At 61.5% G+C, this 15,749-nt stretch carries 15 protein-coding genes; 5 read left to right on the top strand and 10 right to left on the bottom strand.

Annotation, left to right across the window (positions count from 1 at the left end; all coding sequences use genetic code 11):
- The first annotated feature begins 6 nt into the window (after positions 1–6).
- The gene (gene iolB / locus QOV41_RS18350) at positions 7–810 is read left to right on the top strand and encodes a 5-deoxy-glucuronate isomerase (RefSeq protein WP_284578333.1); all 804 of its coding nucleotides are present in this window, start codon (positions 7–9) and stop codon (positions 808–810) included.
- Between the two features lie 25 nt (positions 811–835).
- On the opposite strand, the gene QOV41_RS18355 is transcribed toward iolB, so the two are convergent.
- From QOV41_RS18355 to QOV41_RS18395, 9 genes are all read right to left on the bottom strand, one after another.
- Positions 836–1,795: an ABC transporter substrate-binding protein gene (locus tag QOV41_RS18355; protein WP_284578334.1), complete on the bottom strand. Its 960-nt coding sequence runs from the start codon at positions 1,793–1,795 to the stop codon at positions 836–838.
- Positions 1,796–1,797: 2 nt separating this feature from the next.
- The gene (locus QOV41_RS18360; RefSeq protein WP_284578336.1) at positions 1,798–2,730 is read right to left on the bottom strand and encodes a sucrase ferredoxin; all 933 of its coding nucleotides are present in this window, start codon (positions 2,728–2,730) and stop codon (positions 1,798–1,800) included.
- The gene (locus QOV41_RS18365) at positions 2,727–3,713 is read right to left on the bottom strand and encodes an ABC transporter substrate-binding protein (RefSeq protein ID WP_284578337.1); all 987 of its coding nucleotides are present in this window, start codon (positions 3,711–3,713) and stop codon (positions 2,727–2,729) included. The genes QOV41_RS18360 and QOV41_RS18365 overlap by 4 nt, the downstream gene beginning before the upstream one ends.
- 50 nt (positions 3,714–3,763) lie before the next feature.
- Positions 3,764–4,735 carry an ABC transporter substrate-binding protein gene (locus tag QOV41_RS18370; protein ID WP_284578339.1) on the bottom strand — a complete coding sequence of 324 codons (972 nt, stop codon included), beginning with the start codon at positions 4,733–4,735 and terminating at the stop codon, positions 3,764–3,766.
- Between the two features lie 39 nt (positions 4,736–4,774).
- A complete protein-coding gene (locus tag QOV41_RS18375) occupies positions 4,775–5,611 on the bottom strand; it encodes a (2Fe-2S)-binding protein (RefSeq protein WP_284578341.1) in 837 nt (278 codons plus the stop codon).
- A 14-nt stretch (positions 5,612–5,625) separates the two neighbouring features.
- Positions 5,626–6,357, bottom strand: a complete 732-nt coding sequence (locus tag QOV41_RS18380) for a hypothetical protein (RefSeq protein ID WP_284578343.1) — start codon at positions 6,355–6,357, stop codon at positions 5,626–5,628.
- Positions 6,358–6,620: 263 nt separating this feature from the next.
- Entirely contained in the window at positions 6,621–7,694 is a 1,074-nt protein-coding gene (locus tag QOV41_RS18385) for a FecCD family ABC transporter permease (RefSeq protein WP_284578345.1), read from the bottom strand.
- Positions 7,691–8,725, bottom strand: coding sequence for a FecCD family ABC transporter permease (locus QOV41_RS18390; RefSeq protein ID WP_284578347.1), 1,035 nt, complete (start codon positions 8,723–8,725; stop codon positions 7,691–7,693). The genes QOV41_RS18385 and QOV41_RS18390 overlap by 4 nt, the downstream gene beginning before the upstream one ends.
- Positions 8,722–9,603 carry an ABC transporter ATP-binding protein gene (locus tag QOV41_RS18395; RefSeq protein WP_284578348.1) on the bottom strand — a complete coding sequence of 294 codons (882 nt, stop codon included), beginning with the start codon at positions 9,601–9,603 and terminating at the stop codon, positions 8,722–8,724. The genes QOV41_RS18390 and QOV41_RS18395 overlap by 4 nt, the downstream gene beginning before the upstream one ends.
- Before the next feature lie 688 nt (positions 9,604–10,291).
- Between QOV41_RS18395 and QOV41_RS19905 the strand changes: the two genes are divergently transcribed.
- From QOV41_RS19905 to QOV41_RS18410, 4 genes are all read left to right on the top strand, one after another.
- Positions 10,292–10,396: a small membrane protein YohP gene (locus QOV41_RS19905; protein ID WP_463054426.1), complete on the top strand. Its 105-nt coding sequence runs from the start codon at positions 10,292–10,294 to the stop codon at positions 10,394–10,396.
- 79 nt (positions 10,397–10,475) lie between these two features.
- Positions 10,476–11,864: a phospholipase D-like domain-containing protein gene (locus QOV41_RS18400; RefSeq protein ID WP_284578350.1), complete on the top strand. Its 1,389-nt coding sequence runs from the start codon at positions 10,476–10,478 to the stop codon at positions 11,862–11,864.
- Positions 11,861–12,919: an AI-2E family transporter gene (locus QOV41_RS18405; RefSeq protein WP_284578351.1), complete on the top strand. Its 1,059-nt coding sequence runs from the start codon at positions 11,861–11,863 to the stop codon at positions 12,917–12,919. Before QOV41_RS18400 ends, QOV41_RS18405 begins: the two co-directional genes overlap by 4 nt.
- A gap of 299 nt (positions 12,920–13,218) precedes the next feature.
- Positions 13,219–13,479 carry a GlsB/YeaQ/YmgE family stress response membrane protein gene (locus tag QOV41_RS18410; RefSeq protein ID WP_284578352.1) on the top strand — a complete coding sequence of 87 codons (261 nt, stop codon included), beginning with the start codon at positions 13,219–13,221 and terminating at the stop codon, positions 13,477–13,479.
- Positions 13,480–13,752: 273 nt separating this feature from the next.
- Here QOV41_RS18410 and QOV41_RS18415 read toward each other — a convergent pair whose 3' ends face one another.
- Complete coding sequence (locus QOV41_RS18415) at positions 13,753–14,985, bottom strand: MFS transporter (RefSeq protein WP_284578353.1); 1,233 nt, start codon at positions 14,983–14,985, stop codon at positions 13,753–13,755.
- Between the last annotated feature and the right edge of the window lie 764 nt (positions 14,986–15,749).

A 15,749-nucleotide genomic window follows, 5' to 3' on the forward strand; every position in this document is an offset into this window, starting at 1 on the left:
CAGACCATGAGCAGCACTCCCAAGCTTCGCGTGCGCCCCAAGGCGGACAAAGGCCTCGTTCATGAGGTGACGCCCGCCTCGGCCGGCTGGACTCATGTGGGTTTTGCGCTACACAAACTGGACGCCGGGGAAGCGGCCGGCGGGAAGGCTGGCGAGCGCGAACTGTGCTTGGTGCTGGTGGCCGGCAAGGGCCGGTTCAGCGTCGATGGCGAGGAGTTCGGCGAACTGGGCGAGCGCATGAGCCCGTTCGAGGGCGCGCCCTGGGCGCTTTATGTGCCGCAGGGCAGCGCCTGGCAGGTGGAGGCGACGACGGCGCTAGAGCTGGCCATCTGCTCGGCGCCGGGCGGCGGCGACTACCCGGCCAAGGCGATCTCGCCCGGCACGCATCCCCGCATCAGCCGGGGCAAGGGCGCCAATGTCCGGCATGTCTACAACATCATGCCCGAAGATGACGGCGCGGCCCATGCGCTGCTGGTGGTGGAGGTGATTACTCCCCAAGGCAACACCTCTTCCTATCCGCCGCACAAGCATGACAAGGACAACCTCCCTCATGAAAGCCAGCTGGAGGAGACCTATTTCCACCGGCTCAACCCACCGCAGGGCTTTGCCATGCAGCGGGTCTATACCGATGACCGGAGCCTGGACGAAGCGCTGGTGATCGAGGATGGCGACGTGACGCTGGTGCCGTACGGCTATCATCCGGTGGCGACAACCGCGGGCTATGACCTTTACTATCTCAACGTCATGGCCGGGCCCAAGCGCGTGTGGAAGTTCCACAACGCGCCCGAGCATGAGTGGCTGTTGCAGTAAGGGTTGCTAGCGCTGCAGCGGGGTCTCAATCCCCCGTTGCGACGAAATCCCGACCGGCAATGTGGCTCGCGACGGTCTGCGCCAGAACGGTGAGAGAGTCGTAGGTGGCCGAAGATGCGATCTCGCGCGGCAGGTAGACGATTTGCCCCTCGCGACAGGCATGCAGTACCGCACACCAGTTCGGTAGCACCTCGTCCAGCGCCGCCCGTGCCGTCGCCGGGCTCTCGCCCTCGCCGGGCCGATACGTCACGAAGATGAAGTCGGCATCAAGCTCGGGGTAGGATTCACCCGAGAAGATCTGGCGCTCATTCCCCTCGATGGCATTGATAGCCTCGGGAAAGGTGAAACCGGCATCGCGCAAAACCTTGCCCAGCGAACCATAGGTGTTCCACACCTGCAATTCGCCGCCATGAGCCTGGATGACGCTGACCGTGATGTCCTCGGGGGTCACGAGTTGACCGATCATGTCCAGCTGCGCCTGATAACGCGCCTTGAGCTTGTCGAGAATATCGGTGGCGCCGGTCACCTCGGCAAGGCGATCATAGATCTCGAAGTCGCCGGCCGTGCTGATATCAAACACATAGGTGGGCGCGATGGCCCGGAGCTGGCTCACATCGGCGGTCTGCCAGCTGGTGGTGAGGATCAGGTCGGGCTCGAGCTTGGCGATCGCTTCCACGTCCGCCGGCAGATTGCCGACAAAGGCGATCTGGGAATTGGCAAAGTCATAGCCGGTGATCAGTTCGCCCGAACGGATGAAGGGGGTGCCGTCCTCAGCGGTGCGCCCATGGCTGCCCACGGGGACAAGGCCGAGTTCCAGGAGCGCCACGGTGAGGGAGGTGTCGTGCAACGAGACGATGCGCTGCAGGTCGGCCGGCACGGTGACCTCGGTGCCGGTGCTGTCGGTGAGGGTGCGCGTCTCTTGGGCAAGGCTCGGCGAGATAACAAGCGCGAAACCAAGGCAGACGCCGAGCAGGCGATTGATCATGTTCAGATGTCCTTTTGAAGTTGGTTGGAAAGTGGAGCCTCGGCAACACCTTGGAGGCACCAGCGCAGCATGGGTTCACCGCCATCGCGGGCGAGGATCCCGCAATTGCCCTGCACGTGGAATGTCTCGGCGCGGAGACGGATTTCGAGCGTCCGGCCGGGGAGCCTGGCTGCGAAAGCGAGCTCCTGCCCCTCCTCCGGATCATCGGGCAAATCGGGCATGATTAGTTTCAGTTCGCCGCTGTTGCAGTGATGCGCCGCGGCCCATCGTAGAGCGGCAAGTTCTGCCACTTGGAGGGGTTCGGGCAGATCGGCACGACCCTTATAGGCCGGCAGGAAGACCTCGTTGCGTTCGAGGCTATCGATGAACGCCGCCGCCTGTCCTGCCGTCATGCGGCCATAGCGGGCGCGGTGGGGCATGACGATCAAGGACGCGGCGAAGCGGCAGCCGCCGATATGGGTGGCCTGGACAATGTGGAACCGCGCCGGATCGGAGATGGCGGCCAGGGCCTTGTAGGTGGAAAAGCCGTAGCGCGCACAGCAGGCGTCACGCCGCGAGTCCGTGCAGCAAAGAATTGTCGTCCGCGGGTCGTGGGCACCCTGAAACAGGTCGCCTCCGGTGTAGGCGCGGATGGCCTCCACCAAGTCTGTCTCGTCGGCGAAATCGGCGTAGATGCTCTCGGGCAGCGCGTGCAGCTGCGCCAGGCTGTCACTGTCCCCGGTTCTGTCGACAAGGGCGACATGAACGCCGGCATCCATCGCGTCCTGCACGGCACCCGCCAGCGCGGGGCTCATGCCGATGGACTCCCAACGTGGCGTCCGCCATTTGCCGCGGGGCCAAGCCAGCATCAGCAGCCGGGTCGGGGTGTTGCCGGTCCCCTCGAGCGGTTCACCCCGCTCAAGGCAGACATCGCGGCAGAAGCGGTGGGCGCTCACAAGTCCTCCGGGCGCTCATCCGCATGGGTCTGGGGATCGCCATCCAGGGCGGCCTCGATCATGGGGACCATGCGATCAATCGCATAGGGCAGGCTGAGCAGCGAGGCATGGGAGAATGCAGCGGTGAGTTCAGGGCCCATGAAGACCTCCCGTCCCTCGAGAGCCGGGGAGAGGAAGGGCCGGCCCGTCATGTCGCGCACGTTGTCCCAGGCACCGGTAGTCACCCAAAAAAGCAGATCGACCTGGAGAGGGGAAAGATCTTCGGGCGAGAGGTCGACCACGAACACATCGCCATCTCCCGCCAGCGCATTGACCGCCTCGGGCGTCACAAAGCCCATCTGCTCGAGCAACTGTGCACGCACGTCCTTGCCGGTATAGACGCCCGGCTGGTCCGGACCATCCCACGCATGGGCGACAACAGCAGTCTTGCCAGCCCAGTCAGGGTGCTTGGCCGCTGCCTCGGCAAGGCGGGCGGTTATCGCCTCTACCTGCGCTTCGGCTTCTTCCAGCTTGCCGATGGCACGCCCGGCGATCAGGGCGCGCTCATCCCAGGGCAGCGCGTAGTCGCCCACCCCTTCGGGCACCGCCACGACTGGCGCGATCAGGCTGAGCTTGTCGTATTGCTCGGCAGTGATCCCCGACCAGAGGGCAATGATGACATCAGGATCGGCCGCAGCGACCTGCTCGAAATCGATGTCACCCCTCAGGATCGGCGGCTCACCCTCCAGCAGCGGTTCGGCCCAAGGCCAGACGGAGCGTGGATAATCACCATACCAATGCCGGATGGTGACAGGCTGGACACCAAGCGCCAGCAGATCATCGGTGCCAGCGTAATCGAGGCTGGCGACGCGCTCCGGCTTTTCCTCAATGATGGAGGTGCCGAATTTATGCTCGATCGTCAGTGGGAATTGCTGGGCTGAGATGGGGCTGATGGTGAGCAGCAGCGCACCGACGACACTGAAAAGAGTGCGAGTAAGTTTCATGGCTTTCATCCGATTGGGAGGCGGCAGAGATTGATGGTTTGTTGTCAGTTCTATTCGGCGCCGTCGAAGCGCCCAGCGGTCAGCAACAGCAGACCGTCCGCTGCGGCTTCGAGGGACTTGAATGTGTAGCCGACCCAGACATCGCGTTCGTACCAATAGTGGTTGCCAGCGGTGACGCCCGGAAGCTGCCGCCAGAAGGGCGCTGCGGCGTCCCACTGCTCCTCCAGCATGGCGATGGTTTGGCCGAAGCGCGGCGCGCGGCTGGAGAGGATCACATCGGCATCGAACTCCGGCAGGCGCTCGAAGCTGAGGGCGGAAATGTTCTCGGTAGCCTCTGCCTGGATGGGCGGGCGGCTAAAGCCGACATCGTTGATCACCTGATCGATGGCGCCCCAATTGGGGTAGTACCATAGCCCGTCTTCCCAGAGGTCCAGCCGCGACACGGTTATAGCGCTCGCGTCACCCAAAGTGGCCTGAAGGTCTTCGATCTTGGCGCGGTATGCAGCCAGGCGGCTTTCGTATTCGCCCTGCATGCCTGCGGCGTCCGCGAGGAAAGCGAGGTGCTCTAAGAAGGGCAGATTGCCTTCGACCACGATGGTAGGCGCGATGCGAGCCGCTTGGTCGAAGATGGACTGCTGATAGTCCGTGAGGATGATCAGGTCGGGTTCGAGGGCTGCAATGGCCTCGATATCGGGCTCGTTGGGATTGCCCACCGTCGCCAGGCCAAGTTCATCCACAAAGGATGCGCCGAAGATATCGGATGCGCCGCGCAGAAAGACCTGGCCGTCCTCACCAGACTGGAAGCCCGCCCCTACCAGTGGGGCGCCAAGATCGATCAGCGGCGTTGCGATGCTGTCACCGCGCGGCGCCACAATCCGCTCCGGCTGTTCGGGAATGCAGGTTTCGCCCGCGGCGTGGATAATTGGACGCTGTCCCTCGGCGCAGTCGAGCGCGAGTGCAGAAGCGGAGAGGGCTGCAGTGGCAACAAGCCCTGCCAAGACTGCGGTGACGGTGCGTTTCATGGTGAGTTCCTTGAGAAACTTGGTAGGGCCGACCTGGCATCAAGCGGCTTGTTCGGCATGGGTGCGGCGCAGGTAGTCGACGAGGCGCTGGTTTCGGCTATCCTCATCCCGCAGCACGCAAGTGCTGCAATATTCGCCGCCATCGCTGGTGTAGTAGCGGCAGCAGCCGCCGCGCGCCCGGAACCACTCGGCGAGCTGTGGGCGTTCCGGAACGGTGATCTGGATGAAGCCAGTCTGCTTGGAATAGAGCGGCGTACTCTTGCGACGGAGCATGCCCAGCGCCAGCGACATGGCCCGGTCGGCACAACCAAGCGCCTTGCCCTGGGCCAGAAAAGCTGCGGCAAGCCCATCGCCGACCAAGCGCCACAACGCACTCCGCGGCAGGTGCGATCGCCGATAAAGACTGTCGACGATCGGAGCCAGAAGGGTTTCGATCGCGGACTGGAAGAGGCGGTCGCTTCCTGGCTGGTCAGCCTCTGAAAATCGGAGGAGATCGGGATCGAGCACAAAGTCGGCCACGGTGGAGACGCCGCTCTCCCCATCTTCCTCCCACGCCACCTGGCGCGAGAGCGGGGTGATGCCGCTAGCGGTGAGTTCAACTGCCCATGCTCCTCGCAGCGCCAACCCAGCAAGCACGCTCGACAACGACCAGGACAGTCGGCCTATGAGATAGGCTGCAGCCAGCTTGTGATCGGCACCCGACACAGACTGCATTTCCGCCGCAAGCAGTTCGTCCAGGTGCTCTCCAGCCGCCAATTCGGCCAGACTGAACGTTCCGGCCGGTGCCTTTCCAACCTGGATACGTGGCGCGAAAGCGTCCTCCGGCTCAGGCAGCGCCGCGACGATCGATAGCAAAGGTGAGCGCCATACCTCCATGGCAAGCACCTGCCTCAGGCGCCGGGCTGCGCTAGCGAGCGCGCCGCATGGGTGACGATCAGCTGGATAACCATGTTGAGCTGGGCAAAGGAGAAGCCGGTGGCATATTCGCGCGCCACCACGATGTAGCGGCCCTCCGAGCATGCCATCAGCAGATCGCACCAGCTCGGCAGTACTTCTGCCATGCGCTCGGCAGGAGACGCCAGGGTATCGCCATAGGCGATGGTATAGGTGTCAAAGATGTAATCTGCCTGCAACTCTGGCAGCACTTCGGCGCTGACCTCCTCACCCCAAGCCACCCCCCGCTCCACCATCTCCTGGGCGAAGGGAACGCGCTCAAATCCTAGATCTTGAAGTACCTTGGTCAGACCGCCATAGCCGGCATAGACGTTCAATATGCCGTCCCAGCCCTGGGTCTTGGCATAGGTGGCCCCGATGCCCTGCGGGAAAGCGAATCGCGCCCCCTCCTCGTCGACCCGGCCATGCGAGCCGACAACCGGCGCCCCCACTTCGAGCAGGGTCAGCGTCACCGACTGGTCGTGCAGGCTGACAATGCGTTGCGGATCCTCGGGAATGCAGGTCTCCCCGCCGGCATGGGTGAAAGCGCGCTGCCCCACTTCGCATTCGAGGGCCAGTGCAGGCACGGCCAAGCTCGCCATGAACAGCCCCACAGCGGCGACGAGGAGAGCGCTACGGCGTGAGACGCGTCCAGCGGGCACGTTGGTGCGCAATATCCTGGTGGTCATGGGCCTATCCGTTTGGCGCCGGACACTGTGATCGCGTTGCTGAAGGGCACGGCATGGCGCCATCGCACCAGCGCCTGCTCTGCCGGACAACCGGCCGCCTTCAATCAACGGAGGTCAAGGTTCCGCATTGAGGTTATGGCGGGAAACTACGGCCGAGCTGGAGAGAATTCAACATATTTTCAATAGGTTAGAATGGTTCTAGAGTATAGCTGAAACCATTCCAAAGTAGTCATGCTAGGCCATTGAAAATAAAGGACCGGGGTCTAGCGACGACCGTGTGCGGCTTGCCCCCACAAGAGGTAAACAAAGGTGGGAACGCCAATGACCGCCGTCACAATACCTGCGGGGATCTGGAGCGGTGCAAACAGAGCGCGACCGAGCAGATCGGCGCCCGAGACGAGTACGGCGCCGGTCATGGCGGTGATGATCAGGGTGAGGCCGATGCCGGCATGGGCAAGTCGCCGCGCGGCATGCGGGGCGATCAGGCCCACAAAGGCCAGCGGCCCGACCACCGCCGTGGCAATGGCCGCCATGGCCACGGCCAGCGTGATCAGCGCATAGCGGGCAAACCGCACCGGCGCACCGAGACCGACGGCGAGATCTTCACCCATCTGCAAAGCCGCAATCTGGCGGCTGATGCCCAAAAGGACCGGTAAGAGCACCAGCAGCGCCCCCGCCAGCAGCCAGACATCGGACCAACTCGCCGCGTTGATTGACCCGGCCATCCAGGTCAGGGCCGCCGAGGCGCGCTGGATATCGCCATAGGTGAGAAGGGCGGTGGTGATCGAACTGATAAAGGCCGCCACACCGATCCCGAGCAGAATAAAACGGATTGAACTGCCGTGACGCCGGCCGCCCGTCGACAGGAACTGCACGAGGATTGCCGCCGCCATAGCGCCGGCAAACGCCGATATCGGGCGCAGGGATGGCGAGACCTCAGGAAAGGCAATGACCAGAGACACCACTGCAAGAGCCGCGCCCTGGCTTACCCCCACCAGGGAGGGGTCCGCGAGCCCATTGCGGGTCACGTTCTGCAAGGCAGCGCCAGAGAGTGCCATCATTGCCCCGACCATGGCCGCAACCAGCATGCGAGGCAGCCGGAACTCCCAGACGACGTTGTCGATGGCCGTGGTGACGGTCGCCCCGGTCAAGGTGGCGAAGACATCCCCCCATGGGACGCCATAGGAACCCGTGAGAACGCTGATCGCGAAGATGGTCGCCAGCAGCAGAAACAACCCGGCCAGGCAGAACAAGGCGCGACGCGGGAGCCGCAGGGCCAGTTGTTCGTCGAAGGCGCGCCAGACCCAATATTGCCGTGGCGAATGCGAACGGCTCATCGTGTCTTCTGCCAGACCAGGAACACAAAAAGCGGCGAGCCGAGCATCGCCGTCACCAGCCCTGTCGAAATTTCCTGGGGCTGGAGTGCGATGCGGGCGACAATGTCCACACCCGTCAGGTAAGCGGCACCGGCAAGGGCCGAGAACGGTACGATGAGACGGTAGTCCGAGCCGGCGAAGAGGCGCACCACATGGGGAATGACCAAGCCGATGAAGCCCAGCGGGCCGGCCAGGGTGACGGCGCAGGCGGTCAACACCACAACAACGGCCAGAAGCAAGGCCTTCAAACGTCCCGTGCGCACGCCAAGACCGGTTGCGACCTCTTCCCCCATCGCGAGCACGGTGACCTGGCGCGAGAGCAACAGTGCACCAATGATGCCAAGGGCCAGCGGCAGACCGGTATAGGCCAGCAATGACAGGTCGCGTCCCGCCAACGACCCGGTGAGCCAGACCCGGAGTTGATCAAAGCCATCCTCATTGAGGATGTGGGCCAGCGATATCCAGGCGCTGAGAAAGACCGTAACGGCCGCGCCCGACAGCGTCAGCGTCACCGGCGTGGGCCCACCCGGCGCCAGCAGGGCAATGCCATAGACGACCGCGGCGGCACCCAATGCACCAGCTGCAGCGATAAACGGCAGGAGCGCCGGCGCGGACATGCCGAAAACGCTGGTGGCCATCACCACCGCAAACGAGGCGCCAGCCATGAGCCCCAATATGCCGGGATCGGCAAGAGGATTGCGGGTTACCCCTTGGAGGAGAGCGCCGGAAACGGCAATCGCGGCGCCGACGACCACCGCCAGCACGGCACGCGGCAAGCGCAGATCCCAAACGATCATATGGTCGAAGACGGTCGGGTCGCGAGCCGTGAGCGCCTCGAGCACCAGCGGCAAGGGCAAGTATTTAGCCCCCACGGCGATGTGGATGCTGAACATGAGGACGATGAGCGCGGTCATCGCCAGTCCGATGGTCGCCGGGGCGGCCGCACCGGTCCGGCGTGGTACGCCCGACAACTGCCCAGCCGTGTCGGTCATGCCCGTACGGCAGTCGCCGCCGACCTGGTGCGCAGGTGCGGGACGCAGACCGGTCGTCCCGATAGTGGATCATGGATGACGGCTGCATCCAGATCGAAAACCTGCTTGAGGTGCTTGGAGGTGAACACTTCGGAGACGTCGCCATGCGCGACGATGGCGCCGTTCTTCATCATGACGAGATAATCGGCATAAGCGGCGGCGAGATTGAGTTCATGCAGGACGACCACGAGGGTCCGGCCCTGCTCTGCAGCCAACCGGACCAGCAGATCCATCAGATCAACCTGCACCTTTAAATCCAGAAAGGTGGTTGGCTCATCGAGCAGGATGAGATCGGTCTGCTGGGCCAGCACCATGGCGATCCAGCAGCGCTGCCGCTGCCCGCCCGAGATGCTATCCACCGGCCGGTCGGCAAACTCTGTCACATTGGCAGTCGCCATGGCCTCGCTGACGGCGGCTTCGTCCAGGCGCGTCCACTGGCGGAGCAGCGACTGATGCGGATACCGACCCTGGCACACCAGCTCTCGAACGGTCAGCCCTTCAGGCGTTGCCGGTCCCTGCGGCAAGAGTCCCAATCGCGCCGCGACGTCGCGGGTCTTGGCCGTGAAGACATCCTTGCCATCGAGAACCGCGGTGCCGCTGCTGGGTTTGAGGATACGAGCCAGCACCTTGAGCAGTGTGGACTTGCCACAGCCATTGGGCCCCACCAATGCCGTTATCTGGCCGTCGGGAATTTTGAGGTCGACGCCATTGAGGACGACCGCGGCATCATAGCCGGCCGAGACACCGCGTGCCTCGAGCCGAGAGGAACGCGAAGCGGCAAAATCGCGATGCCGCCTGGAAACAGCCTGGTCATCCAGCGGGTAAGCAAGTTCCGCCATGTCATTTCCTTCCGGTCATTCGCGGCGTGTTTCCTGGAGCGTGGCGGAGGAGCTCGCTACCCTGCAATGACTGCAGCTACCGTTTTGCCGTCACTCTGGACCGAAGGTCCGGTCTTTTTCATAGGGAAGCCCTAAATCAGGTAAAGAGGAAAATCAATAATATTCACAATAGGTTAGAACCATTCTAAAGTTCAGTATTGTGCGCGGGCAGTGCAGGACAGCCTTTCAGCAAGCCTTGGATGACTAGTGTTGCCATAAGCGGCTTCGCCTTGTTCGGTCACGACTATACTGGAGCGATGACCACTTATGCTCGTTTAAGGCCTTGCTTGGTTACCCCGCGTACGTGGCAGTGCACTCGATAAAGTGCCGATCATGTAAACCTTGGCAAAAGGCTGATATGGCGAGATCGTGGTAAAATGCCCAGCGCGTCCGCACTCAGGAGGGTTCGGCGGATATTGCCGCAAGTGATGAGGCTCGATCTGGCGCCATGCTGCCAAGGGAGATTTTCAGCCTGTAGCGGTGCACAAGCCACTCAATCCGAAAAAACGCCTCAGTTACACGCAATTTAGTGTCTAAACAGATGTTTAACCAACCCAAATCCAGCTCCATTACTCGGGAACGATTAACCTTGGGATGCCGTTGCCACTGGGCCTAAGCTCTGCCGCCAGGTGCGGCGGAGACAGGTTATTTGGACGGAGAGGGAAATATGCTGAAGTTTGTAGGTGGCACGATCGGCGTGATCTTCCTGATTGGCTTGATTGTCGTCGTCGGGCTCCTGATGCTCATCTTCTGAGCTGCTATTGATGCAGACCTTGGCAACACCAGAAGCGATACCGCCAGCAACGTTCTGGCGCCGAAGCAGAGCGGACCGCATGTCGGCCGTAGTCGATGGCAGCGGCTATTTTCGGGCCGCTAAGGAAACGATGCTGAAAGCCAAGCACTCGATTTTGCTGATCGGGTGGGACTTCGACGCGCGCACCAACCTTGAGCCGGACGAACAGCAGATTGAGGGACCCGACAAGATCGGCGACTTTCTGAATTGGCTGCCCAAGCGTCGGCCCGAACTCGAAATCCGACTCCTTAAATGGGACATTGGCACCCTTCGCTCACTCGGTCGCGGCGAGACACCCCTTTTCCTCCTAAACTGGCTCGGTCACCAGAACGTCCAATTTCGGCTGGACGGTGCCCATCCCCCCTTGGCAGCGCACCACATGAAGCTGGTGGTGATCGACGACGTCCTGGCATTTTGCGGTGGGATCGACATGACTGTGGGGCGTTGGGACAATTGGGCGCACAAGGAATCCGATCCGTACCGACGCTCGCCTTGGGGTCGCCACCTGCCGCCTTGGCATGATGTCACCACCTGCATTAGTGGCGAGGTAGTTCGCGATTTAGCGGAGCTAGCGCGGGAGCGATGGCTCCGTGCCACCGGCGAACAGCTGTCGGCGGCTCCCCAGGTGGATCCGATCTGGCCCTCGACTGTCCCTGTTCAGTTCACCGATGTGGACTTGGCAATTGCCCGGACGAGTGGCGCGTTCGATGAATACCCGCAAGTTTCGGAGATCGAAGCGGTAACGTTGCGGCTGATCGAAACTGCAAACGAGCGCCTTTATATCGAGAACCAGTACCTGGCCTCCCGTAAGATTGCAGAAGCCCTTGCCGCTAGATTGAAAGAGCCGGACGGCCCCGAAGTGGTCGTCATCATGCCCGAGAGCGCCGATGGCTGGCTAGAGGCGAAAGCCATGGACTCCGCCCGATCCCGGCTTCTCCACCTGCTGAGGAAGGCCGACCTGCACGACAGGTTCCGAGCCTATTTCCCCGTCAACGAGAGCGGCACGCCGGTCTACGTGCACGCCAAGGTGCTCGTCGCAGACTCTCGCTATCTCAAGATTGGCTCGGCCAACCTCAACAACCGCTCCATGGGCTACGACACCGAGTGCGACGTACTGCTCGACGCCACTCATGCCGCCGACGAGGAAGCAACGCGGCGCGGCATTCTCAATGTTCGAGCCAGCTTGCTTGCCGAGCACCTGGGCTTGTCGACGCGGGAGGTGGCTAAGGCCATCTCAGACCAACAATCCCTGGTTGCCGCGATCGAAGCCCTCAACGGAGCAGGTCGGCTGCGCCGGGTCGAGGCACGCCCCCTAAAACCCGAAGAAGAGATCATCGCGGAAACCGATCTGGTCGACCCCGAAAGACCAAAGAAACGTTGGGGCCACTTTCCCAATCCCTTCTCCGCCTTGCTGCAGGGCATCGCATGAGCGCGGGGGACGCTCACGACGCTGCCGGTGCAGCTTCATCATGGAAGTCCGGGATCAGGAGAGCCATACTCCTGAGCCTTGTGGTTGCCACCGCCGGAGTGCTGATCTGGACACTTGGCGACATCATCCTGTTGATCTTTGCCGGGATACTTGTCGCGGCGGTCCTTGACGCTGCCGTTGCGCAAATACCCACGGGCATTGGCCGTTCGTGGAAACTGGCCCTCGTTGTGTTGGCGGCAGCGGCCGGCTTCGGAGCTGCCGCCTATTGGGCTGGCGCCACCATCGTGGGGGAGTTTCGAGCGCTGGAGAGCGCCATCGTCGAACAGGCGACGCAACTCGGCCGCACCCTCCAGGAGTTGGATCTGCCCTTCGACATACTGGAAGACACCAAACCGGTCGAGGCAATGGTGCCCGACAACGCCGCCATGATCGATCTGGCTGGAGATGCCCTATGGACCGTGTCCGGCGTGGCGATGAGTGGCCTCTCGGTTTTCCTGCTCGGCGTGTTCCTGGCAATCAGCCCCGCGGGCTATCTGAAAGGCTTGGTCATCCTCTTGCCGCCCCAACGAAGAAGCCGCGCGGCCGAGGTTCTGACCAAGGGTGGGCGGGCATTGCAGGCGTGGCTCGTCGGTCAGTTGGTGGCCATGCTGATCGTCGGCGTCAGTGTCTTTGCGCTCCTGTCAGTGTTTTCGGTTCCCAATGCCATCGCGCTTTCGGGCATAACAGCGCTCCTTAATTTCATCCCCTTTCTTGGTCCGATACTGGCTGCCGTTCCCGTTGGCATGGTAGCGCTGATGCAGGGCAACACCACGTTCTTGTTCGTCATGGGCGGCTTTTTGGTGATCCAGTGGATCGAGGGCTATCTCCTTACACCACTCATCCAGCAACGGGCCGTCGATCTGCCGCCGGCGCACTCCCTGGCTTTTCTGATGATCATGGGGGCTCTGTTCGGAGAGCTCGGCGTCGCCCTGGCGACCCCTCTGTTGGCGGTGCTCCGCGTGCTGGTTCTCAACTTCTACGTCGAGGACGTGCTGGAGCGGGATAGGGCGGGGTAAGCTGTAGGGCTTCCTGTGAGGATCAGGTGCTTCTTTGCTGTGGGATTTCCGGTGAGAGTGCCCCGGCTGGTGCAGCCTAAGCACTCGCCATTGATGTTAGTGCCGCCCTGCTCGTGATCCGAGAAGCGCATTCTCGGGCACGAGCATCGTCCTGAGCGTCCGCCCTGAGATTGCATTGCGTCCCTGCAAGTGGCAGCTTGACTGAAGCAGGCCTTGCCCCTGCGAGCAACCAATTGATTCACGGTTGCGTTACCGCTGCAGATAGCAATGCTACAGATTACAACTCGGAGGGAAGTCTTATGGGATTTGATGGCGTCGGCATTATCGCAGCGATCATCATTGGTGGCATAGCCGGCTGGTTGGCCGGCAAGGTCATGAACACCAACACCGGTGTCTTCATGAACATAATTCTTGGCATCGTCGGCGCGATCATCGCCAGCATTCTTCTGGGACTGCTCGGTGTCTCCTTCGGTGGCTGGCTGGGCTATTTGATAGCAGGCTTTATCGGGGCCTGTATTCTCATCGCCATCGGGCGCGCAGTATCGGGCCGGCGCGCTTAGTCTGACCTGGGCTACGAGCATCGACTTACTGTTCGTCACAAGTCCTCTTCGTTGCCGGACGAGCCCACAGGTTCAATTGGCAACGAAGAGGCATTTTTTGCGCTTTTTGACCACTGAATCCCAAAGAAGAGTGTCTGAATGGCGCACCCGCTGCGACATAGATGCGCACTGCAATCAATTGGGAGATTATGGGGGTGACTGGCCTCCAATGAAGCGGAACCGCATCACCATCCTCTCGAGGACCATCTAGGCGCTCGCCTTTAAGTGCGTCACTTAGCGAACCCTCCCCATGTCCGGCAGGAAGACTGTCAACAACCCCGCCAATGGCAAGAATGAGCATAGCCAGAAGACATGCTCGATGCTGGTGGTGTCAGCCAAGGCACCGAGTGCTGCGGCCGCGATGCCGCCCGCACCAAAGGCAAAGCCGAAGAAGATACCAGCGATCATTCCTATTCGCCCTGGCATCAGTTCCTGCGCGAACACCACGATTGCCGAGAACGCCGACGAGAAGATCAGCCCAGTGAGGATCGTCAGAATGACGGTCCAGGTGAGATCTGCATAGGGCAAAGCAAGGGTGAAGGGCAGCACGCCCAGGATGGAGAACCAAATGACGAACTTCGCCCCAAAGCGATCGCCGATGGGGCCACCCAGGAACACGCCCAAGGCCGATGCGCCCAGGAAGACAAAGAGAAGAAGCTGGGCGTCCTGAACCCCGACCTGGAACTTGTCGATCAAGAAGAAGGTGTAGTAGCTCGACAAGCTCGCCATGTAGGCGTTCTTGGTCAAAGTCAGTACCGTCAGTACGGTCAGCGCAACCATCGTGGTTCGCCTGTCAAAAAGCAAAGCGGTGCTTGCAGGCGCCTTGCCGGCATTCGACCGCTGATGTTCGGCATACCAACGTCCAACCCGCCAAAGAATGAAGATGCCAACCAGGGATCCCCCGGCGAACAGGCTGACGCTCCACTGGCCGCGTGGCAGCACAATGAAGGCAGCTAGCAACGGCCCGATGGCCGAGCCAGCATTCCCGCCGACCTGGAACAGTGATTGGGCTAAGCCGTGCCGACCACCAGAAGCGAGGCGAGCAACCCGGCTGGACTCTGGATGAAAGATCGCCGACCCCAATCCAATGAACGCGGACCCGACCAGCAACAGCCAGTAGCTCTGCGCAAAGCCAAGAATGATCAGGCCGACCAGGCTTGATGCCATCCCGACCGGGAGCGAGTACGGCAAGGGCCGTTTGTCAGTGTAGATGCCAATGGCAGGCTGCAGAAGCGAAGCAACGCATTGAAACGTCAGCGTCAGCAGGCCGATCTGCACGTAGTCCAGACCATAGCTAGTCTTCAGGATCGGATAGATTGCGGCGAGCAGCGACTGCATGACGTCGTTGATCAGATGACACGCACTCACCGCAAGGATGATGGAGAGCGTGGTATTCCCATTAACGTTGGTGGCGGTTGCGCTGGCTACCAGCGTGCTGGTCGCCGGCGCGTTGGGTTCAAATGTCATAGTGCGGATACAGAGGGCCGTGGTGAGACGTTGTCATGGCTGCTTCATGGGCCTCCAATAACCGAGACAGGAAAGACCCTAGACTTCGACAATCAATGGCAAGACTGGGGCCGTTAGGTGTCAGTCCGCTGTTAGGATCCGCAGGTAAGAAAGCTGCCGCTCATAGGCAGAGCAAGCGGACTGCAGGTCAGCGCCGAAGAAGGCTTTCCAAAGACAGCCCGGAGCCCCTCAAGCGTCGTTCGCAGCGCTCCAAACCGATGCGGACGCGGCCATCCTGCGACGCCTGTACGTGCACACCACCAGATCAGCATTGCCGCTAGAAATTGAGCTTAAGGAGATTGGCGTTGTTCGCGGTTCAACCGGCAAAAGGGGGAAAACAACGTAGCTGGGGAGCGTCTCCACGATCTTTGGTCCGGCAGCAGGCTGCGCCCGTCGTATTTTTACCAATTGATGGATCATTTGCCCCTCCGTCCCAAGATGGTTAACGAGCGGAGGTCCGGATCGCAACTCTCTGATCAAGTTACGCACACCTTAGCATCAACGATGAGCAAGAGGTGGGCCTTGCGGGACGTAGCAAAGCAGCGCGCTATTAGTTCGGTCCAGCTTGATCGCGCTGGGTGCAAGGGAATTCCAAAATTTGGTGGGAAAAGACAACAGCTTTACCCCAGCATCGGATCCGCGAATCCAATCCGCCCTAGCCGATCTCACATGTTTACCTTGAGGGTTAAGATAAACGCTAGGATTACCTTGGACTTCTCAACGAT

It is taken from the genome of Devosia sp. RR2S18, assembly GCF_030177755.1.
Classification (GTDB): Bacteria; Pseudomonadota; Alphaproteobacteria; order Rhizobiales; family Devosiaceae; genus Devosia; species Devosia rhizosphaerae.